Below are 21,244 nucleotides of genomic sequence, written 5' to 3' on the forward strand. Positions count from 1 at the left end.
TCAATGTCCTTCCTTGCCAGAGCCCGCGGGCGCGCCGCCATGCGGACCTTCGATATCGCCGCCGGACGAACCCGGTGCCGGCATGTCCTTGCTCTTGCTGAACTTGCTGATCACGACGAAGAACATCGGGATCATGAAGATCGCAAGGAAGGTCGCGGTCAGCATCCCGCCGATCACGCCGGTGCCGATCGCGTGCTGGCTCGCCGAACCCGCGCCGTTACTGATGGCAAGCGGCATCACGCCGAGAATGAACGCGAGCGACGTCATCAGAATCGGACGCAGCCGCAGACGCGCCGCTTCCATCGCGGCTTCCACCGTCGACATGCCCTGCATGCGCAACTCGCGCGCAAACTCGACGATCAGAATGGCGTTCTTCGCGGACAAACCCACCGTAGTCAACAGGCCGACCTGGAAGAACACGTCGTTTTCCAGACCGCGCAGCGTCGCCGCGAGCAGCGCGCCGAGCACGCCGAGCGGCACGACCATGATGACCGAGAATGGAATCGACCAGCTTTCGTACAACGCCGCGAGACACAGGAACACGACGAGAATCGAGATGCCGTACAGAATAGGCGCCTGCGAACCCGACTGACGTTCCTGATACGACAGCCCCGTCCATTCGTAGCCAATACCCGCCGGCAACTTTGCCGCGATGGCTTCGATGGCCGTCATGGCCTGACCGGTCGATTTGCCAGGCGCGGCCGCACCCTGGATTTCCACCGCCGAGATACCGTTGTAGCGCTCGAGCTTCGGCGAACCGTAGATCCAGTCGGTGGTCGCAAAGGCCGAGAACGGCACCATCGTGCCCGAGGTGTTACGCACATACCACTTGCCGATGTCTTCCGGCGACATACGGAAGCGCGGCTCGGACTGCACGTACACCTTCTTGATCCGGTTATCCACGTCGAGGAAGTTGTTCACGTACTGCGACGCCCACGCGATCGAGAAAGTCTGGTCGATATCGGAGATGGAGACGCCGAGCGCATTCGCCTTCTCGCGATCGATGTTCACCTTGAACTGCGGCGTGTCGTTCAGGCCGTTCGGACGCACCTGCGCGAGCACCGGGTCTTTCGACGCCATGCCGAGCAGCATGTTGCGCGCTTCCATCAGCTTCGCGTGCCCCACGCCGGCGCGATCCTCCAGCTCGAAGTCGAAGCCCGACGCGGTGCCGAGTTCCGGAATCGACGGTGGATTGACCGGGAAGATCATCGCGTTCTTGTAGGGCGCGAAGTGCATGAACATCCGGCCGACCAGCGCCTGCACCTTGTCATTGCTCGCCTGACGCTGCGCGTAGTCCTTCATCCGCACGAACACGAGACCGGAGTTCTGGCCGCGACCCGCGAACGAAAAGCCGTTCACCGTGAAGACGGATTCGACGATCGCCTTCTCGTCGTTCAGCAGATAGTTCTGCACGTCGGCGAGCACACCGGCCGTGTATTCCTGCGTCGAGCCGGACGGCGCCTGCACGAGCACGAACATCGTGCCCTGGTCTTCATCGGGAAGGAACGACTTCGGCAGGCGCAGGAACAGCATGCCCACTGCCACGATTACGACCAAATAGATGATGAGCCAGCGCCCCGAGCGCCGGATCACGTGCTGCACGCCCTTGTGATACTTGTCCTGGCTCTTGTTGAAGTTGCGATTGAACCAGCCGAAGAAACCCTTCTTCTCGGGCTGATGCCCTTCCGGATGCGGCTTCAGAATCGTCGCGCACAGCGCCGGCGTGAGCACCAACGCGACCATCACGGACAGCACCATGGCCGCCACGATGGTGAGCGAGAACTGCCGGTAAATGGCGCCGACCGAACCGCCCGAAAACGCCACCGGCACGAACACCGCCGATAGCACGAGCGCCACGCCCACCAGCGCGCCCGTGATCTGGTCCATCGCCTTGCGGGTTGCGTCCCGTGGAGACAAGTGCTCCTCGGACATCACCCGCTCGACGTTTTCCACCACCACGATGGCATCGTCCACCAGCAAGCCGATGGCAAGCACGAGGCCGAACATCGACAGCACGTTGATGGAGAACCCGACCGCCGACATGATCGCGAACGTGCCGAGCAACACGACCGGCACGGCGATCGTCGGGATGAGCGTTGCCCGCAAGTTCTGCAGGAACAGATACATCACGAGGAACACCAGCACGATACCTTCGATCAGGGTCTTGACCACTTCCTCGATCGAAAGCCGCACGAACGGCGTGGTGTCGTACGGATACTTCACGACCAGCCCGTTCGGGAAGTACTTCGACAGTTCGTCGACCTTCTGGCGCACGAGCTTCGCGGTGTTGAGCGCGTTCGCGCCCGTTGCGAGCTGGATACCGAAACCGGCCGTCGGCGCACCGTTGTACTTGGTGTCGAAGTTATAGTTTTCGCCACCCAGATCGATACGCGCCACGTCCTTCAGGCGCACCTGCGAGCCATCCTGATTCACCTTCAGCAGAATGTTGCCGAACTGCTCGGGTGTTTGCAGAAGCGTCGCTTGCGTAATGGTCGCCTGCAACATCTGCCCCGGAACAGCCGGAGTGCCGCCGAGCGAGCCCGCCGCCACCTGCACGTTCTGCGCGGTGATGGCGGTCTGCACGTCGACCGGCGTCAGACTGTAGTTGGTGAGCTTGGTCGCATCGAGCCAGATACGCATGGCGTACTGCGAGCCGAACAGCGTGACCGTACCCACACCATCGATACGCGAAAGCGGGTCCTGAATTTTCGACGCCACGTAATTCGCGAGGTCGTACTTGTTCATGCTTCCGTCCTGCGACACGAACGCAAGCACCAGCAAGAAGCTGCTGCTCGACTTCGTGACCTTCGTACCGAGCTGCTGCACGACCTGCGGCAGCAATGGCGTCGCGAGCTGCAGCTTGTTCTGCACCTGCACCTGCGCGATGTCCGGATTCGTGCCCGCCGCGAACGTCAGCGTGATGGTGGCCGTACCCGAGTCGTCACTGGTCGAGGACAGATACAACAAGTGATCGAGGCCGCTCATCTGCTGCTCGATCACCTGCGTAACCGTGTTCTCGACCGTGCTCGCGGATGCGCCCGGATACGTCGCGCTGATCTGGATGGCAGGCGGCGCGATCGTCGGATACTGCGCAATAGGCAGCGTGAAGATCGACGCCATGCCCGCCAGCATCAAGATAATCGCGATCACCCACGCAAAAATCGGGCGATCGATAAAAAACTTTGCCATGAAACAGGCTCCCTGTTATTACGCGCCCGATGCGGCAGATGCCGGCGCCGCTTGCGCGCCGGATGCGTTGCCCGAAGCTGCGCCCGGCGCGGCTGCGCTCGGGCCCGTGGCGCCGCTCGCGCTGTTGGCGTTGTCGGGTGTCGCGCCCGCGCCGGATGCCGCCGGCGCCTGACCGGCCGCCGCGCCCGAGGCCGGCTGTGCGGGCAGTTGCGCCGCGACCGGCTTCACTTGCATACCGGGCTTCGCCTTTTCCACGCCGTTCACGATCACGCGGTCGCCCGGATTCAGGCCACTGTCGACCACCCAGTTGTTGCCGAACGTGCCACCGGTGACGAGCTGACGCAGTTCGACCTTGTCGTCCTTGTTGACGACGAGCGCGGTCGGCTGGCCCTTCTGGTCATGCGTGATGCCGATTTGCGGCACGACGAGCGCCTTGTCGTTCGTGCCTTCCTCGATACGCGCCCGCACGAACATGCCCGGCAGCAGCACGCGATCCTTGTTGTCGAAGATCGCGCGGACGGTGACCGAACCCGTGCTTTGGTCGACGCTCACATCGGAGAACTGCAGCTTGCCCTGCTCCGGATAGACGCGGCCGTCTTCCAGCACCAGCGACACCTTCGCCGCGTGGATGCCCTGAGTCTGCAGACGCCCGTCCTGAATCTGACGACGCAGCTTGAGGCCATCGACGCTCGATTGCGTCAGATCGACGTAGATCGGGTCGAGCTGCTGCACGGTGGTGAGCAGCGTCGCCGCGCTCGCCTGTACATACGCGCCCGGCGTGACTTGCGACAGACCCGTGCGGCCGGTGATCGGCGAGACCACGTCGGTGTAGCCGAGGTTGATCTGCGCGGTATCGACGGCGGCCTTGCCCGCGGCGACATCGGCGACGGCCTGGCCTTGCGCGGCCACGGCGTTGTCGTAGTCCTGCTTGCTCACCGCGTTGGCCGCGACCAGCACCTTGTAGCGCCCGGTCAAGGCGTTCTGCGACGCGACGTTCGCCTGCGCCTTGGCGAGCGTCGCCTTGGCGTTGTTCAGTGCGGCGATATACGGCGCCGGGTCGATCTTGTACAGACGCTGACCTTGCTTGACTTCCGCGCCTTCCACGAACTCACGGCGCAGGACGATTCCATCCACCCGCGCGCGCACTTGCGCGACCAGGAACGCGTTCGTGCGGCCCGGCAATTCGGCGATGACCGGCACGCTGGTCGGCTGCACGGTGACGATGCCCACTTCGGGCGTTTGCGGCGGAGGTGCTGACTGTTTTTGTCCGCAGGCAGCCAACAAAACGGCAGCCGTCGCGGCGGTGATTAAGCGGAATGGAACCCGTTCGACGCGCATGGAGCGACCTCTGTCTAAGACTGAGAGTGAAGTTGGGTGCGCGACGGCCTTCCCCGGGCGATGCCGCGCACAAGCGTCGCAAGACGCTGACCAATAACCAAGCAGTGAGACCAGTGAGCGCAACGACCGGCCAGTGGCCGGCTCGCTTGCCTGTATTCCTGCCCGTGCGCGGCGCTATGCAAGCGCCGCCGATGGCCAAGAGGACGGCCAGAACGGGCAATCGAAATGAAAGCTTGGTCGGATAGTACTCGCCCTCTCCAGCTTGGGCTATCGGTCGACGGGTGGTATTGTATATACATTCACGAATGAATGTAAAAAACTGAGACAGCGATCCGTCGGTAAGGCGCAGCGAAATCGCCTCGACGGAATCGATTACGTTCGACGAACCTTCGACAACCGGCCTTCGCCCGGTCGAACAGCAAGGCAGGAGCAGACGGCCAACGGCCGCAGAATATGGTCAGACGAACCAAGGAAGAAGCACAGGAGACACGCAACCGCATCCTCGACGCGGCGGAGCGCGTCTTTTACGAAAAAGGCGTGTCGCGAACGACGCTCGCGGATATCGCGCACGCCGCAGGCGTCACGCGCGGCGCGATTTACTGGCATTTCGCCAACAAGGGTGACCTCTTCAACGCCATGTTCGACCGAAGTCTTCTTCCGCTCGACGAACTCGTGGAAGCGACGCTCGACGGCAAGGAGCCCGACCCGCTTGCGCGCATCCGCGAAATCTTCATCTGGTGCATGCGCAGCATCACGGCCGATGAACAGCGCCGCCGCGTCTTCGACATTCTGTTTTTGAAGTGCGAGTTCGTCGAGGAAATGGGACCGGTGCGCGAGCGCCATCAGAACAACATGCGCGACGGCATGGAGCGCATCGAGCGTGCGCTGCGTAATGCCATCGAAAAGAAGCAACTGCCGGCGGCGCTCGACACGCGACGTGCCACCACGCTGTTGCACGGGCTTTTCACCGGCATCCTGCACGATTCGCTGATGCTGCCCGGAAGCGTCGATCCGGAACACGACTCCGAAGCCGTCATCGATGCCTGCTTCGACGCCTTGCGGTGCAGTCCGGCCTTGCTCAAGAACGCCGGATACCCCGAGCGTTCGATGCCCGCCTCATTGCAGGCCAACGTACTCTGCGAAGAACACAAAGAGTCCGACGCAAACTAGCATCGCGAGCCACGCCCAGGCGGGCAGACCGAACACGCGCGGTGCGCCCGCGCCATCGCGACTACGGCGCACGAGGCCATGCGCGGCCAGACGATGACGCAGCACATTGGTCGCGGCGCCATCGACGGAGTTTCCGCCCATCGCGCGAGCGGTCGCGCCGCCGCGACGCGAGAACGCCGCCGACATCGAACCCGGTCGCAAGAAGAGATGCCGGCGCGGCACGGCTCCCTGTTCCGCACGCGCCGATGGCAAACCGTATTTCGCCCGCACGACTTCGCAGAATTCGGCGAAAAAGTCGTCGGCTGCTTCGTGCAGCGCGTTTTCGATCTGCCGTGGCGGCAATGCGGCGAGCGGCCCCGAAACCGTCGCCCAGACCGTATATTCGATCCACGTGTCCGCGCCACCGTCCTCCGCGTTCACCGCGACGGCTATCTGACCGCGCAACGAACCCACGCCTTCGCCGCGCGCCTTGAAACTGAGCGTGCTGGTGTCGTCGTCGATTTCTTGGCTTTCGTCGGCCTGCGTCAGACGCCTGCGACGAGCAATGTGCGCGCGAATTTCGTAACGCGCGCGCAAGGCGCCGATCGGCATGACGAGCGTCAACACGTACTCGCCGCTCGGCGTGAGCGTAAAGGACTCGCAATTATCGAGACTCGCGCGCAACAGCGTGAGATCGCTCAACGCCGCCTTCACATGCGCCGGATCGAGCGGAACGCGCAACGCTTCGGTGACTTCCATCCGCTTCTCCGGGCAAGGACCGCGTTCTGGCTATTGCGTTTCGGCTCGCGCGCCTCGAGTTCGGCGCTTTTATTCGACGCCCTGCCTAGGAAGTCACGTCGATACGATCGACGCGCGATGGATAAAACGCGAGGTATCCGCCGATCTGCCGCGCGCTTTCGAGCGGCGCCTCGTAACTCCAGGCGGCGTTTTCGACCGGACCTTCCTCGGTCATCAGATGGTAGTGCGTGGCCTGCCCCTTGAACGGACAGTCCGATGTATGGATGGAGCGTTGCAGGCGCGCCATGTTGACGTCGGCGCGCGGGAAATAGTGCACGTCGTCGGCGCCCGTTTCGGAAAGCGTCACGGCTTCGTGCGTGTCGGCGTAGGTGACGCCCTGGTGAATCACGCGGCAGCGCCGTCCGTTCGGCGCGATCTCGATCCGATGCGCCGCTTCATGCCCGTCGTTCAGATCCGTGCTCATCGTGGGCCCTCCGGCCTCTGCCGAATTTGCGAGGCGCGTTGGACGCCTCGTCACCAAAAAAAGCCACGAGCGTGCTGCCCGTGGCTTCATTATGAGACAAACTCTGGTCGCCGGGTGGACGGGATTTCGCCCGGACCGGCGGGAATTATCGTTACTGGATGCTCCAGTGAAACGCCGCCTTTGCCTTGCCCGGTCCGGAGACATTGACCGACTGCTTCTTCTCCTGATCCTTGTACTTGGCGTAGACCGTGTAGCTGCCCGCCGGCAGCTTGACAAGCATGTAAGGTCCCATGGAATCGGTGCTCAGCACTTCGCCGCCTTTGCCGCCGACGATCCGCACGTGCACGCCCGACAAGTAATCCGCAGTCGGACCCGTAAAGCGCAGCGATAGCGGCCAATGCGCTTGCTCGCGCTGCAAGGCGTGCGATTCGTCGAGGCCGACGCCGCCCGACGTGTAGGACACATCGCCTTGCTGTTCGATTTGCGGCAGTCCGCCGCCGTTTTCGTTGCCCGCGCTCGACGTATCGCTCGTGCCGGCACTCGATGCCTGCGCCCATGCGCCGCCTGCCAGTCCAGCCGAAAGCGCCGTCACCAGCAACGCGGTCGCCAGTTTTCCCGTGGTCTTGCTCATCATTATGTTGGCTCCTTTATTCGATGCCGCGGCATGCGAACACACCGACGACGCCACGCCCGATGCGTCTTTTGCACGCGATGGGGCACCGAGTGGGGTGTGGAGCATGCTTTGTGCCTGCGCGTTCGGGCGGGGTGTTGTTGATCGTGCGGTGGGGCGCGCTTGATGGAGTGATCCGAAAGCCATTGCAGAACGTGCTATCCATTGCGAGTTCGGAAACGCACGCCGGACGACTCAGCGACGCTACGCGCCATTCATGCCGCATGCGCAAGCGCGTTTCGGAGCGACGCGAACGCGCCACTCCGAACCGCACGACGCGCATCGACGTACACCATCAGCCAAGATCGACCGGCACGAAAATCTGCGCATTGTCCCGCTGAATCAGCAGCGCGATGCTGTCGCCCGCGTGCGAGATCATTGTCTTCAACTGCTGCGCCGTCGTGACGGGCTGGCCATTGACCGCGAGAATCACGTCGCCTGCCTGGATACCCGCATTCGCCGCCGCGCCGTTCGATTGCTGCACGAGCAAACCGCGCGACACCGAGCTTTCCTGCTTCTCTTCCGGCGTGAGCGGGCGCACCGCGACGCCGAGGCGCGCGTCCTGTGCGGCGGCGCCGCCATCGTCGTCGCCCTTCACGTCAGCGCTTGCGGTCTTGGCGTCCTTGAGCGCGCCGATCGTCACGGTCAGATCCTTCGCGCTCTTGTCGCGCCACACCTGCACCTTCGCCGATGTGCCCGGCGAAAGACCCGCGACTTGCGACGGCAACGAGGTCGAATCCGTCACCTGCGTGCCGTTCAGCGAAAGAATCACGTCGCCAGGTTGCAAGCCAGCCTTCGCTGCCGGTCCGCCCGGCTCGACCGAACTCACGAGCGCACCTTGCGGCGACTTCATGCCGAACGAATTGGCGAGCGTCTGATTCAGCCCTTGCACCGTTACGCCGAGCCGGCCGCGATCGACGTGACCCGTTTTGATGAGCGCGTCCTTTACCTTGATCGCCTCGTTGATCGGGATGGCGAACGAAAGCCCCTGGAAACCGCCCGTCTGCGAATAGATCATCGAGTTGATGCCGATGACTTCGCCTTGCAGATTGAAGAGCGGCCCGCCCGAATTGCCCGGATTCACCGGCACATCGGTCTGGATGAACGGCGTGTAATTCTCGTTGGGCAGCGCGCGCGACTTCGCGCTGATGATGCCCGAGGTCACCGTGTTGTCGAAGCCATACGGCGAACCGATGGCAACCACCCACTGCCCGACCTTGCTGCCGTTGGGATCGCCGATTTTCACCGTGGGCAAATCTTTCGCGTCGATCTTCAGCACCGCGACGTCCGATTGCTTGTCCGCGCCAACCACCTTCGCCCGATATTCGCGCTTGTCCGTGAGCTTGACGGTGACGACATTCGCGCCATCGACCACGTGCGCGTTGGTGAGAATGTAGCCGTCGTTGCTGACGATGAAACCCGAACCCAGCCCTTCGCTCGGACGGTCCGCGCCGGGACCCGCGCCATCGCCGCCGCCCATGCCGGGCACGCCGCCATAAAAGCGCTTGAAGAACTGATAGAACGGATCGTCGGGGTCCATCGGCACTTGATTCGCGTTGCCGCGTCGGGCGGATGTTTGCTTCACGACATGCTTCGCGCTGATATTCACCACGGCCGGACCATAGGTTTCGACGAGGCCGGAGAAATCGGGAACGCCGGTCTTCGCCGCGGCTTCGGCAGGCATCAGCGCGGCTTGCGCGGGCGCGATGACCTGCGGCGCAGGCACGTTGTTATGTCCGGCCACGTAGCCCGCCGACAAGGCAACGGCGACCGCTGCTGCGACGGCGCTGCGTGTGAGAATCTTCGCTTTCATCGTGTGTGCTCCTGACGGGTTGCGCTTGAGAAGGCGCCATTGGATGAACGAAGATTACGGGGTGTCGCTTAAAGCTTTCTTAAGGTGCGTAAAAATGCAAAAAAGGCGGCTACCCTTTCGGATAGCCGCCCTGCTTACTGCCTTATTGATGCTTCGTGCTTCTGGTTTGGTCTCGCTCGCGAACCGCGTGCTTAGAACTCGTAGCCGACTTGACCGCGCACGCCTGCGTCGCCGTGCGGCGTGATCGAAGCTGCAGCGTTGACGAGCCAGCGGCTGTCACGCGAACGGTAGGTGCCGCCAACGCCCATGGCCGTGTAGCCCTTGTAGTTCGCGACACCGGCTGCGACCACGGTCTTGCCCGGCTGACTCGGCGTCAGGTTCGGCATGGCCATCGCGGCGGCGATACCGGAAAATGCCTGACGAGCTACCGTATCGACGTTGCTTTGAACTGCGTTCAACTGATTCATGTTGACGCCGTCGGTACCGTTGATGCCCGGCGCGACGTTCGTCAGGCGACGTTCGTTGCCCTTCGAGCCGATCGAGACGGTGTTATCTTCGTCCGCGACAGAACCGCTACCCAGCGCGACGGAGTTGTTACCCGTTGCCTTCGAGCCATTTCCGAGGGCGGTCGAGTCGGTGCCGGACGCAACAGCGGGGGTGTCGGTCTTTTGCGAGGAGATCGTCGAAGCAGCGCCTTCGACGTTGCTCAATTGCTGCGCCAGACTCGAAACGTTTTGGTTCGTTTGATAGAGCTGCGAGCCGTTCACTGCATCTGTACTGTCGGCGCTCAAGGCGCCAGCCGATACGCCGGTCACCGTACGCGTGCCATCGGTGCCCGTCATGTCGACGACCGTGCCGCCCGTGTCCTTCCCGACGGTGATGTTTTGCGTCGTTGCGTCTTGCTTGACGAGGCCAAGACCGCCGCTCGCCAGTTGCGTGTTGATATTGTTGATATCGGAGGTGTTCTTCGCGATATCCGAGGTGTTCTGAGCGACGTTCGTGTTTAGCGAAGCAATATCCGACGTGTTCTGAGCGACGTTTGTACTCAGCGAAGCGATGTCGGACGTGTTTTGCGCGATATCGGACGTATTCTGTGCAACGCTTTGGTTAGTTGCATAGAGTTGCGAACCGTTGATTGCATCGAGACTGGTTGCAGAGACCGCGCCAGCCGCAACGCCTGTCACGGTCCGAGCACCCGCAGTACCCGTTACGTCGACGACCGTACCATCGGTGGCTTTTGCCACGGTGATATTGCGTGTCGTCGGGTCTTGTTGCACCAGGCCGATCGTGCCGCTAGAGAGTTGACTGTTCAAGGATGCGATGTCGCTGGCATTCTGCGTCGTGCGGCCGTCGATATTTGAAATGGCGTCGCCAACCGAATTGGCAGTCGTGCCGCCAACCGAGTAACTCGGAGCCGTGATTGTGCCGTCGCTATTGACAGTTGAACCACCGCCCAAAGCGTTGGCGACGCTCTGTGACGTATTCGTCAGTTGCGTCACGTTCACAGCATCCGTACCCGCGGTGCCTGCGGCTAGGTTATGGATCTGAGTAGACGAGACGTCGACGCCATTTGCTCCGATCAGTGTGACCTTGGAACCCTGCACAGTTGCACCGGCCGAGTCCACAAAAACCCGGTTAGTGGCCGCAGCAGGGCTTCCACCTCCATACCACATACCCGCATTATTGTCGGCTGCCCAGACGCCGCCTGTAGTCCCTCCACCATTACCGCTTAGATAGGCTATATTCGTGCCGGTATAAGAGGTAACGGCACTGCCCCAAAGTGCGCAGCCGCTGGCGAGAGTAGAATTACCGCCGGTCGCGCAATAGTCAACGCCGTTGTTTTCGTAACCGATATATGGGGATGCCAGGGCGTTCGTGCTTCCCATGGCACCCACGGCAGCAACGACGGCACCCGACAGCGCGACGGATGCTGCCATTTTATTAGTGGCCTTCTTGCGTTTAACTTCGGTCGATTGTGGCATTGCTACCTTTTGGCGCGTTGAAACAGTTGATGCGATGACTTTGGTACTTTTCATAACAATTCAAAATGGCTTTAAAAGTGAACAATAGCTTTGACGGCTGTACTGCAATCGACTGATGGGCACTTAGGCTTTAACCCCGCCGTTTAAAAAATCGGATGGAGCGCGACCGCGAAAGAAGCGATTGTCTGAGAACTCGATTGGTGCGCGAGCATGACGTGTATCCGAAGGGTGTTTCGTTAAATCCGCCCTTGCTTGCAAGTTAAAGATTTAAGAGAAAGCTACTCAACGGCTAAGAGAGAATTTACGGTAATTCGCTGCGAGGAGACATAAGCCCGCTCCGAATAAAAGTCTATGTCAATAGACGTTCGTCTAACTGATGAAAATAAGGTTCCAGATCAGTAATAATTCGTACGAACTTGGAACGCTGCAGAGTCGCTTCACCACTGCTTCGCGGTGAAGTTCGCACCCGGCTCTTTTGGTCACCGACCAATATAGAAAAAAGCCAAGCATTCGATTACTCATCGTCTTACGGCCGCTCGGATCGGATGCAGGGTCAGAATTACCGCGCCGTCCAAGGCCAAAGGTCGATCCAGCGCACGCACTGTGACTCCGTATAGATCAGCGTGTAGGAATCAAAACGTGACCACGACTCGAAGTCCGCCTGCGACGGACGCTCCAAGGTGAACAGCCGCCCCATGCTGATCCGCAATCCGCCGCACGATGGCAAGCCCAAGCCCGCTGCCCGCCACATCCGTACGCGCGCGGTCCACGCTTTCGCCCACGCGATAAAACCGGTCGAATACTCTTTCTCGTTCGTCCTCTGGAATGCCCGGCCCGGAATCCGCGATTTCGACTACTGGATGTCCATCTTTTATTTTTAGGCAGACATCCACGCGGCCGCCGCGCGGCGTGTATTTCGTCGCGTTATCGATGAGATTGTTGAACATCACGCGCAATGAATCCGCGTCGCCCGTCACGGTGGCGGGCTCGCTTGCCTCGATGCCGAGGTCCACGCCGCGCTCCTGCGCCACGAGCACGTAACCGCGCACGCACGTTTCGAGCAACGCGGCCAGATCGACTTTCGTCGCCACGCCCTTGCCGTCCGGCTCCGAGCGCGCGAGCGCAAGCAACTGCTCCGCGAGCCGCGTGGCGCGCGCGATGCCTTCGTGCAAATCGAGCAACGCCTCGCGCCGCGATGCGTCGTCCTGCGCGCGCGCCACGAGCTGCGCCTGAATCTGCACGGCGGCAAGCGGCGTGCGCAACTCGTGCGCGGCATCGGCGACGAAGGCTTTTTGCGTATCGAGCGCCGTCGACAGACGCACCAGCAGCGCGTTCAGCGCCCGCACGACCGGCTGCACTTCCTGTGGCAAGCGTTGATTGGGAAGCGGATCGAGTGCTTCGGGATGCCGTGTATCGAGCGCGCTCGTCACACGCTGCAAGGGCGCAAGCCCGCGTCCGACGATCACCCAGATCGCAAGCCCGAGCAGCGGCAGCAACAGGACCAGCGGCCACAACGTGCGCCACGCGACGCCCGCCGCGACGCGGTTGCGTATCGAAAGCGGCTGCGCAAGTTGCACGACGTTGTCGCCGACGATCGCGCTATACACGCGCCACTCGCCGCGCGCCGTCATTTCCGTCGAGAAGCCGAGTTCGGCGTGCGGCGCGAGCGGCACGCGCGGATGCGAGTAGTACATCAGCACGCCGTTGCGATTCCAGATCTGGATGACGACGCCCTCGTCGCTTTCGCTACGCGACGTGAGCACCGACGAAAACGGCTCCGAAGGCAGCGCCGCCGCGATCTGCTGCAATTGATAATCGAAGAGTTCGTTGGCTTCGGCGAGCGCCTGCCGGTAGATGAGCCATCCGGCAAAGCCCACGCCGACAATCACGAGCGCGAGCAGCCAGATGAGCAATTGCCGGCGGATGGACCGCATCAGGCGTCCTTCGCGACCATGTAGCCCAAGCCGCGCACGTTGCGAATGAGGTCCGCGCCCAGCTTCTTGCGCAGCGAGTGGATGTAGACCTCGACCGTATTGCTGCCGATTTCCTCACCCCAGCCGTAGATTTTCTCTTCGAGCTGACTCTTCGAGAGCACGGCGCCCGGACGCGCCATCAACGCTTCGAGCAACGCGAATTCGCGCGCCGAGAGCGCGACGGGCGCGCCCGCGAGCGTCACCTGATGACCGACCGGGTCGAGCGTGAGTTGACCATGACGCACGAGCGATTCGCCGCGTCCCGCGTGACGACGGATGAGCGCCCGCATGCGTGCGCCGAGTTCGTCGAGATCGAAGGGCTTGACGAGGTAATCGTCGGCGCCGGCATCGAGTCCTTTCACGCGATCGGCAATGGCGTCGCGCGCCGTCACGATCAGCACCGGCAATGCGTTCGCACGTGCGCGCAGCGTCCTGAGGACGTCGATGCCATCGCGCTTGGGCAAGCCGAGGTCTAGCAGCATCAGGTCGTAGGGCTCGCCGCCGACGGCCGTCAGCGCGGCCTCGCCGTCCTGCACCCAGTCGACCGCGAAGCCGTCCGCGCGCAGCGCCTTGCGCACACCTTCGGCGATCATCCGGTCATCTTCGACTAGCAGGATTCGCATGGCATCTCGTCTTCGTGGTTGGGGAGACCGGCTTTGAAAGTCGTAGCCATTCTAGCTTTGCCGGGCGCGGGCAGGCTTAAGCAAGGCTTAATGGGTGGATGTGATGGATCTTGCAGGGTGCTGGAATCTATGACGCTTAATCACGCGATGTGACGAGGGGCGCGCTTGCTCGCCGCCCTTGGCCAGCCGACAAACCCCTATTCGTACGATTTTCGCAAGCCAGCTTGTCTACAATGAGCTTTTCGCCCGTGTGGGCTTCGCCTAACAACACCAAAAGCACGCCCATGCCGCTTGTCTCGCTCGTTTCTCGCTGTTCGTCGTTTGCACTCGCCGCCGCAATCGGCCTTGCCGTCATCGCTCACATGCCCGAAGCACAAGCGCGTGGCGGCTCGAAGTCCGAATCGCAAGCGCAGGCGCCCGAGCGCGCGGCGCATGGCGGCGCGAAGGCAAAACGCGCAGGCAAGGCGTCCAGAGCCGAGAAAGCCGTCGCCGCACGAGAACGCGTGCCCGCCGGGCCACTGCCCGCGCCGGTCATGGCGGCGCTCGCTCACGCGCACATCCCGCTTTCGTCGATGAGCGTAGTCGTGCAACGTATCGGCGCGCCCGTGCCGCTCGTGACGATCAACGCGGACCGGCCGATGCTCCCCGCATCGACGATGAAGCTCGTCACGACTTACTCGGGCCTCTCGCTGCTCGGCCCCGACTACCGCTGGAAAACCACCGCCTACGCCGATGGCGATGTCGACGCACAAGGCGTGCTGCACGGCAATCTCTACATTCAGGGCACGGGCGACCCGAAGCTCGTGCCGGAAGAACTGATCGATCTCGTCGATCAGATACGCAAGAACGGCATCACGGGAATCGATGGCGCGCTCGTGCTCGACAAGCGCTATTTCGACGCCTCCACGCGCGATCTGCCCGCGTTCGATAACGACGATGCCGCGCCCTACAACGTCGGTCCCGATCCGCTGCTCTACGCGTTCAAGTCGCTTACCTTCACGCTCACGCCGAATCCGGACGGGCAGGTATCCATCGACGTATTGCCGCAACTGGCGCAACTGCAGATCGACAACGAATTGCGCGTGACGCGCGGCGCGTGCGCGGGCACGTTGCCGTCCGCATCGCCGAGCGTGGCGCAGACGCAGGGCGGCTTCGTGCAGGCGTCGTTCATCGGCGACTATCCGTTGCGCTGCGGCTCGCGCACCATCAACGTCGCCGCGCTCGACCATTCGACGTTCTTCGCAGGCGGCTTCCTCGCGCTGTGGAAGCAGGCGGGCGGCACGTTTCAGGGCGCCACGCGCGAAGGCCCGACGCCTTCGTCGGCGCGGCTCGTCGGCACGCATCGCAGCCCGGTGCTGTCGGATATCGTGCGCGACATCAACAAGTTCAGTAACAACGTGATGGCGCGAAATCTGTTTCTGACCATCGGCGCGGCGCAACTGAAACCGCCCGCGACGACCGCCAAATCCTCGCAGGCCATCCAGACGTTTCTCAAGAAAAGCGCCCTGCCAATGGCCGGTCTCGTGCTCGACAACGGCTCCGGACTCTCGCGCGACGAAACCATCTCCGCGCTCTCCCTTGCCGACCTTCTGCAAGCGGCGAACGCGAGTCCGGTCGCGCAAGTGTTCGTCGAATCGCTGCCCATTGCCGGCGTGGACGGCACCATGCGCAACCGCCTGACCAACGCGGGCGCGTTCGGCAATGCGCACATCAAGACCGGCACCTTGCGCGATGTCCGGGCGATCGCGGGCTACGTCGGCGCGGCCAATGGCGAGAGTTATGTCGTGGTGAGCTTCATCAACGATCCGCGCGCCGAGGCAGCACGCACCGCGCACGACGCGCTCCTCGAATGGGTGTACGAAGGCGCGCGCAAGCCGGGCATCGAAGACTGAACGCGCGTTGCGCCAAGCATAGGAGGCAGGCGCGACGCAATTGAGCCAAACCCGCGCCCGGCAAGGCGGACCGAAGATTTCTTCTACGAAGACCGCCCGCGCCTGCACGCGCGCCGTGTACGCTGTCGGGCACGCATGACGGAAGGATGACTCGACCACCTTCGTGATGCACAATTCGTTCGAGCGCACGCGCGTATCGAGGCGCACGCCGGACGAAACGCAGACAGACACGCGGGCCAACACAAGGCACACGCGCTGCGGATTCAAACACATAACACCGAAAATTGGAGACGAGGTCCATGAAGAAGCAACTCTCGACGCGCGCCGCCCTGGTGCGCTACGCCCGAATCGCCACGGCGAGCGCCGCTTTCGCCCTGATTGCCGCGTGCGGCGGCGGTGGCGACGACAACAACAATTCGTTGCCGCCGGGCGGTGTCAAACTGCAAGTCGTCTCTTTCGGCGATAGCCTCTCCGACGTCGGCACCTACGCGCCGGTGGCGGCGGCCAACTTCGGCGGCGGCCGCTTCACGACGAATCCCGGTCAGGTGTGGGTTCAGGATGTCGCGCAATACTACGGCGACACGCTCACGCCCGCGATGACCGGTGGCTTCGGCACGCCGCCCCAGGCGCAATCGGGGCTCGGCTACGCGCAGGGCGGATCGCGCGTGACCAATCCTATTGGCGTGAGTCATGCGACGACCGATCCGGCCAATTACACGGGCGCGCTGACGGTGCCGGTGGCGCAACAGGTGACGAACTATCTGGCGTCGCACGGAAGCTTCAATTCGAATCAGCTCGTCATCGTCAATGGCGGCGCGAACGATATTCTGTACAACCTCACGGCCGTGCAGGCAGGACAGATGACGCCAGCGCAGGCGACCACCGCCATCGTGCAATCGGCGATCGATCTGGCGGGCGTCATCGGCTCGGTGCTGCAGCATGGTGCGACGCACGTGCTGGTGTCGAACGTACCGGATATCGGCACCACGCCGCAGGGCATGATGAGCAACGCGGCCGTCAAGGCGCTGCTGACGCAGGCATCGCTTGGCTTCAATCAGGCGCTTGCCGCCGCGTTGACGCAATCGGGCCTGATGTCGAAGGTGATTTATCTGGATATCGTGCCGGCGCTCGCCAATATCACGGCCAACTTCGGGCAGTTCGGATTCACAGTGTCGAATACCGGCACGGCGTGCAATCTGCAGGCGATGGCCGCGGCAGCAGCGGCTTTCGGCGAGCCGAATCCGCAAGCATTCGCCACCTCGCTTTTCTGCTCGCCGCAGAACTACACGGTGGCCAACGCGGATCAACTTTATATGTACGCGGACACCGTGCACCCGACGACGCATCTGCATGCGCTGTATGCGCAGACGGCGGAGCAGAAGGTCGCGGCGGCGGGGTTGGGTAAGTAGTCCGGTTTATTGGAAGTCGGCGAGCCGCCCGGAGATGGTCTTCCGGGCGGTTTCTTTTTGCCGTGGACAATCCTTCGCGTCGCTGTCGTAGCGCACATGAGCGAGCTAAGCGCCTTCCCCTTCGAACGCCGCCGCCGCTCTTCCCAGCCGGTCATTCACCGCGATCCACTCGACCGATTCCGGCAGCTTCTCGATGAGAATGCGTTCGACATTCGCCCGATCCAGCGCCCGCAGCAAGCCATACAACTCCCGCGCGTAACTCTGCGGGTCTTCAGGTGCAGCCACGAAGTGCACGCCGGAATCGCGCGCCCAATCGCCTGCGCTCGACGCACGCGCCACCAGCGCGATCTTCTTGTCGCGCGCATTGGCACGGGCCGCAACGAGGATCGGTTCGATCGCCGCGAAAGGCAGCAACGCGAGCGGCGTCCTCGGCGCGTAATGCGCCTTCAGCGTGCCCGAGGCACGCGGCGCGGTGGCATCCGTTCCATCCGGCAATCTCGGCGCGACGCCGATCACATCCGCGATCTGCCGCGGACTCACGTGTCCCGGCCGCAACAAAGCGGGAAAGCCGCGCGACAAATCCAGAATCGTCGATTCGATTCCCACTTGCGCCGTCCCGCCATCGAGCACATGAACGCTCGCGCCGAATTCATCGCGAACATGTTGTGCGCTCGTCGGACTCACGTGTCCGAAGCGATTCGCCGAAGGCCCCGCCACGCCGCCTTGCTTGCCCGTTCCGCTGCGTAAAGCGTGAAACGCCGACAACAGCCGCTGCGCCACCGGATGCGACGGGCAACGAATGCCCACCGAATCCTGCCCGCCGCTCACCGCCGCCGGAATGCGCTCCGCGCGCTTGAGGATGAGCGTCAAGGGTCCGGGCCAGAAGGCGTCGATGAGCCTTTGTGCGTCTAACGGCAACGCGCTTACCCAATAGCCTGGATCGGCTTCGGGCGCGAGATGCACAATCACCGGATGATTCGCCGGCCTGCCCTTCGCGGCATAGATGCGCGCGATGGCTTCGGGATTCTCGGCATCGCCGCCGAGGCCGTAGACCGTTTCAGTCGGAAACGCGACGAGTTCGCCTGCGTCGAGCAGGGCCGCTGCTTCGTCGATCTGCGCGGCGCTCGGATGGATGATGGTCATTGCCTTACTGCTTCAAGTCTTTCAATCGAGCGCGATATGCAGCATGCGCGCACAGTCGCGCGCCGCCGTGCGCGCCTCTTCCAGCGTCGCCGCCGTGAAGTTGATGTGGCCCATCTTGCGGCCATGGCGCGCTTCTTCCTTGCCGTACAGATGCAGGCGCGCAGCCGGCATTGCCACGACGTCGGTCCAGGCGGGAGCGCGTTGCTTGTCGCCGTTGAACCAGATATCGCCAAGCAGATTCAGCATTGCAGCTGGTGAATGCTGGCGCGTATCGCCGAGCGGCATGCCGGTCATCGCGCGGACTTGCTGTTCGAACTGGCTCGTGGCGCAGGCATCGACCGTGTAATGGCCGGAATTGTGCGGACGCGGCGCCATTTCATTGGCGATGAGCGTTCCGTCTTCCAGCACGAAGAATTCGACGCACAACACGCCGACATAGCCCAGCTTCGCCGCGATGGTCAACGCCGAATCCTGCGCCTGCGCGACGAGCGCGGCGGGCGCATCGGGCGCGGGCACGACGGTCTTTGCCAGAATGCCGCCGACATGCGAATTCTGCGCGAGCGGGAACACGGCCGACTTGCCGTCGCCGCCACGCGCGATCAGCACGGACACTTCGTACTTCAACGGCATGCGTTTTTCGAGCACGCACGGCACGCCCGAAAGCGAGCCATACGCGTTCCGCACTTCCTGCACGTTGCGCACGCTCACCTGTCCCTTGCCGTCATAGCCAAGGCGCGCGGTCTTGAGAATGCCGGGCAGCACCGCCGCGATCTTCTCGTCCGACAACGCTGCAAGCGCTTCCGGCGATTCGATCACCACGTGCGGCGCGACCGGCACGCCCGACTCGGCGATGAACCGCTTCTCCGCAACGCGATCCTGCGCAATTGCCACGCAACTCGCCGCCGGGCTCACGAACGTGCACGAAGCTAGGAATTCAAGACTTGCCGACGGCACGTTCTCGAACTCGGTGGAAACCGCCGCGCACAAGCGGCCGAGTTCGGTGAGCGCGGCTTTGTCTTCGTAACCGGCGCGGATGTGACGATCAGCGACCGCGCCCGCCGGACTCGTCTGGTCAGGATCGAGCACGGCGACGCGATAGCCCATCGACTGCGCGGCAAAGCAGAACATGCGGCCGAGCTGGCCGCCGCCGACCATGCCGAGCCACGCGCCGGGCAGGATGGGTGAGTTCGGGGATTTGTTTGGGTTCATCGTGGGCTGGGGCTTGCCGGGACTGATTTGCTGGTTTGATTTCCAGACGCCGCGCATAGGGGCGCGCGGCATCGCACTTCAATGCTTCGACGTTTCAACGCTTCAGAGCGGAGGCAGCGCCATATCGCGCGCGGCCTGGTTCTGCTTCACACGGAACGCGGCCAGCGCTTCGGCGTAACGCGCATTGGTCACGCTCAGAATGGACACCGCGAAGAGCGCCGCGTTCGCCGCGCCCGCCTCGCCGATGGCGAAGGTCGCAACCGGCACGCCCTTGGGCATCTGCACGATGGAATGCAGCGAATCCACGCCCTTCAGATACTTGCTCGCCACCGGCACGCCGAGCACCGGCACCGTGGTCTTGGCGGCCAGCATGCCCGGCAGATGCGCCGCGCCGCCCGCGCCCGCGATGATCGCCTGCACGCCGCGCGCGCGCGCGCTTTCGGCATAACCGAACATCTCGTCCGGCATGCGATGCGCGGACACCACCTTCGCTTCATAAGGCACGCCGAATTCCTGCAAGATCGCGACGGCGTGCTTCATGACGTCCCAGTCGGAGCTGGAACCCATCAACACGCCGACGAGCGGCGCATCGTGCGAATGCGCTCCGGTCTGTACTTCGCTCATTTAGCTGCTTTCCTTGGGCGTTGGTTCGGGCGCGCCGTCATCTCTTCCAAATGACCGCGCGCGATACGGGTGTTACGCGAGCGTCTGCCCGGTCAGGCGCTGCAACGCTTCCTGATACTTCTCGGCGGTCTTGGCGACGACTTCGTCGGGCAGCTTCGGCGCGGGCGGTTCCTTCTTCCACGGCTGCGTTTCGAGCCAGTCGCGCACGAACTGCTTGTCGAACGACGGCGGGTTCGTGCCGACCTGATAGCCGTCGGCCGGCCAGAAGCGCGAGGAGTCGGCGGTGAGCACTTCGTCCATCAGAAACAGCTCGCCCTTGTTGTCGAGGCCGAACTCGAACTTGGTATCCGCGATGATGATGCCGCGCGTCGCCGCATACTCGGCGGCTTCCTTGTACAACTGAATGGAAATGCGGCGGATGGTGGCCGACAGTTCGGTGCCGATGCGCCGTTCCATGTCGTCGTACGTGATGTTCTCGTCGTGATGGCCCATTTCGGCCTTCGCGGCGGGTGTGAAAATGGGCTCGGGCAACTTCTGCGCGTTTTGCAGGCCGGGCGGCAATTCCACGCCGCAGACCGCGCCCGTCGCTTGATAGTCCTTCCAGCCGCTGCCCGCGAGATAGCCGCGCACGACCGCTTCCACCAAAATCGGTTCGAGCCGCTTCACCACGACCGCGCGGCCCGTCACCTGCGCCACCTCGTCCGGCGCGACGACGCTCGCCGGATCGATACCCGTATTGTGATTCGGCACGATATGACCGAGCTTCTCGAACCAGAAGTCGGCCATCTGATTGAGCACTCGGCCCTTGTTCGGAATCGGCTCGCCCATGACGACGTCGAATGCGGAGAGGCGGTCGGTCGTAACGATCAGGAGCTTGTCCTGACCGACGGCATAGTTGTCGCGAACCTTGCCGCGGCCGAGCAGCGGCAGCGATTTGATCGTGGATTCGTATAGCGTGGACATCGTCATGGTCCGAAGAGGTACGGAGAAATGTTGACCGCCGCTCAG

Annotated in this window: 16 protein-coding genes; 3 read left to right on the top strand and 13 right to left on the bottom strand. The window is 62.9% G+C overall.

What is annotated here, in order from left to right:
- Entirely contained in the window at positions 1–3,189 is a 3,189-nt protein-coding gene (locus ACYQ47_RS33655; protein ID WP_244827161.1) for an efflux RND transporter permease subunit, read from the bottom strand.
- Between the two features lie 18 nt (positions 3,190–3,207).
- Entirely contained in the window at positions 3,208–4,527 is a 1,320-nt protein-coding gene (locus ACYQ47_RS33660) for an efflux RND transporter periplasmic adaptor subunit (protein ID WP_459909111.1), read from the bottom strand.
- 453 nt (positions 4,528–4,980) lie between these two features.
- On the opposite strand from ACYQ47_RS33660, the gene ACYQ47_RS33665 reads away from it, so the two are divergent.
- A complete protein-coding gene (locus tag ACYQ47_RS33665) occupies positions 4,981–5,697 on the top strand; it encodes a TetR family transcriptional regulator (RefSeq protein WP_244827159.1) in 717 nt (238 codons plus the stop codon).
- Here the strand turns inward: ACYQ47_RS33665 and ACYQ47_RS33670 are convergent.
- The 7 genes from ACYQ47_RS33670 to ACYQ47_RS33700 all read right to left on the bottom strand — a co-directional run bounded on the left by ACYQ47_RS33670 (position 5,644) and on the right by ACYQ47_RS33700 (position 13,959).
- Entirely contained in the window at positions 5,644–6,435 is a 792-nt protein-coding gene (locus tag ACYQ47_RS33670; protein WP_459909114.1) for a CoxG family protein, read from the bottom strand. The two genes, ACYQ47_RS33665 and ACYQ47_RS33670, sit on opposite strands and share 54 nt — an antisense overlap.
- Before the next feature lie 85 nt (positions 6,436–6,520).
- On the bottom strand, positions 6,521–6,898 hold the full coding sequence (locus tag ACYQ47_RS33675) for a DUF427 domain-containing protein (protein ID WP_250491846.1): 378 nt from the start codon (positions 6,896–6,898) through the stop codon (positions 6,521–6,523).
- A 151-nt stretch (positions 6,899–7,049) separates the two neighbouring features.
- Complete coding sequence (locus ACYQ47_RS33680) at positions 7,050–7,532, bottom strand: carboxypeptidase regulatory-like domain-containing protein (protein WP_459909116.1); 483 nt, start codon at positions 7,530–7,532, stop codon at positions 7,050–7,052.
- A gap of 331 nt (positions 7,533–7,863) precedes the next feature.
- A complete protein-coding gene (locus ACYQ47_RS33685) occupies positions 7,864–9,381 on the bottom strand; it encodes a DegQ family serine endoprotease (protein WP_244827155.1) in 1,518 nt (505 codons plus the stop codon).
- A 191-nt stretch (positions 9,382–9,572) separates the two neighbouring features.
- Positions 9,573–11,417, bottom strand: a complete 1,845-nt coding sequence (locus ACYQ47_RS33690) for a YadA family autotransporter adhesin (protein ID WP_459909118.1) — start codon at positions 11,415–11,417, stop codon at positions 9,573–9,575.
- 578 nt (positions 11,418–11,995) lie between these two features.
- Complete coding sequence (locus ACYQ47_RS33695; protein ID WP_459909120.1) at positions 11,996–13,297, bottom strand: ATP-binding protein; 1,302 nt, start codon at positions 13,295–13,297, stop codon at positions 11,996–11,998.
- Positions 13,297–13,959, bottom strand: a complete 663-nt coding sequence (locus ACYQ47_RS33700; RefSeq protein ID WP_244827152.1) for a response regulator — start codon at positions 13,957–13,959, stop codon at positions 13,297–13,299. The genes ACYQ47_RS33695 and ACYQ47_RS33700 overlap by 1 nt, the downstream gene beginning before the upstream one ends.
- Before the next feature lie 284 nt (positions 13,960–14,243).
- Between ACYQ47_RS33700 and dacB the strand changes: the two genes are divergently transcribed.
- Both dacB and ACYQ47_RS33710 read left to right on the top strand, forming a co-directional pair.
- Complete coding sequence (gene dacB, locus ACYQ47_RS33705) at positions 14,244–15,851, top strand: D-alanyl-D-alanine carboxypeptidase/D-alanyl-D-alanine endopeptidase (protein WP_459909432.1); 1,608 nt, start codon at positions 14,244–14,246, stop codon at positions 15,849–15,851.
- A 299-nt stretch (positions 15,852–16,150) separates the two neighbouring features.
- Positions 16,151–17,260 (top strand): SGNH/GDSL hydrolase family protein, encoded by a 1,110-nt coding sequence (locus ACYQ47_RS33710; RefSeq protein WP_250463320.1) that lies wholly within the window; start codon positions 16,151–16,153, stop codon positions 17,258–17,260.
- A 105-nt stretch (positions 17,261–17,365) separates the two neighbouring features.
- Here ACYQ47_RS33710 and ACYQ47_RS33715 read toward each other — a convergent pair whose 3' ends face one another.
- The 4 genes from ACYQ47_RS33715 to ACYQ47_RS33730 all read right to left on the bottom strand — a co-directional run bounded on the left by ACYQ47_RS33715 (position 17,366) and on the right by ACYQ47_RS33730 (position 21,199).
- Positions 17,366–18,403 (bottom strand): L-threonylcarbamoyladenylate synthase, encoded by a 1,038-nt coding sequence (locus ACYQ47_RS33715; protein ID WP_309961457.1) that lies wholly within the window; start codon positions 18,401–18,403, stop codon positions 17,366–17,368.
- Between the two features lie 21 nt (positions 18,404–18,424).
- Complete coding sequence (locus ACYQ47_RS33720) at positions 18,425–19,612, bottom strand: 5-(carboxyamino)imidazole ribonucleotide synthase (RefSeq protein ID WP_250525437.1); 1,188 nt, start codon at positions 19,610–19,612, stop codon at positions 18,425–18,427.
- 102 nt (positions 19,613–19,714) lie between these two features.
- Entirely contained in the window at positions 19,715–20,236 is a 522-nt protein-coding gene (gene purE, locus ACYQ47_RS33725; protein ID WP_244827148.1) for a 5-(carboxyamino)imidazole ribonucleotide mutase, read from the bottom strand.
- Positions 20,237–20,308: 72 nt separating this feature from the next.
- Entirely contained in the window at positions 20,309–21,199 is an 891-nt protein-coding gene (locus ACYQ47_RS33730) for a phosphoribosylaminoimidazolesuccinocarboxamide synthase (protein WP_244827147.1), read from the bottom strand.
- Positions 21,200–21,244 lie beyond the last annotated feature (45 nt).

The organism is Caballeronia sp. HLA56 (assembly GCF_054655155.1).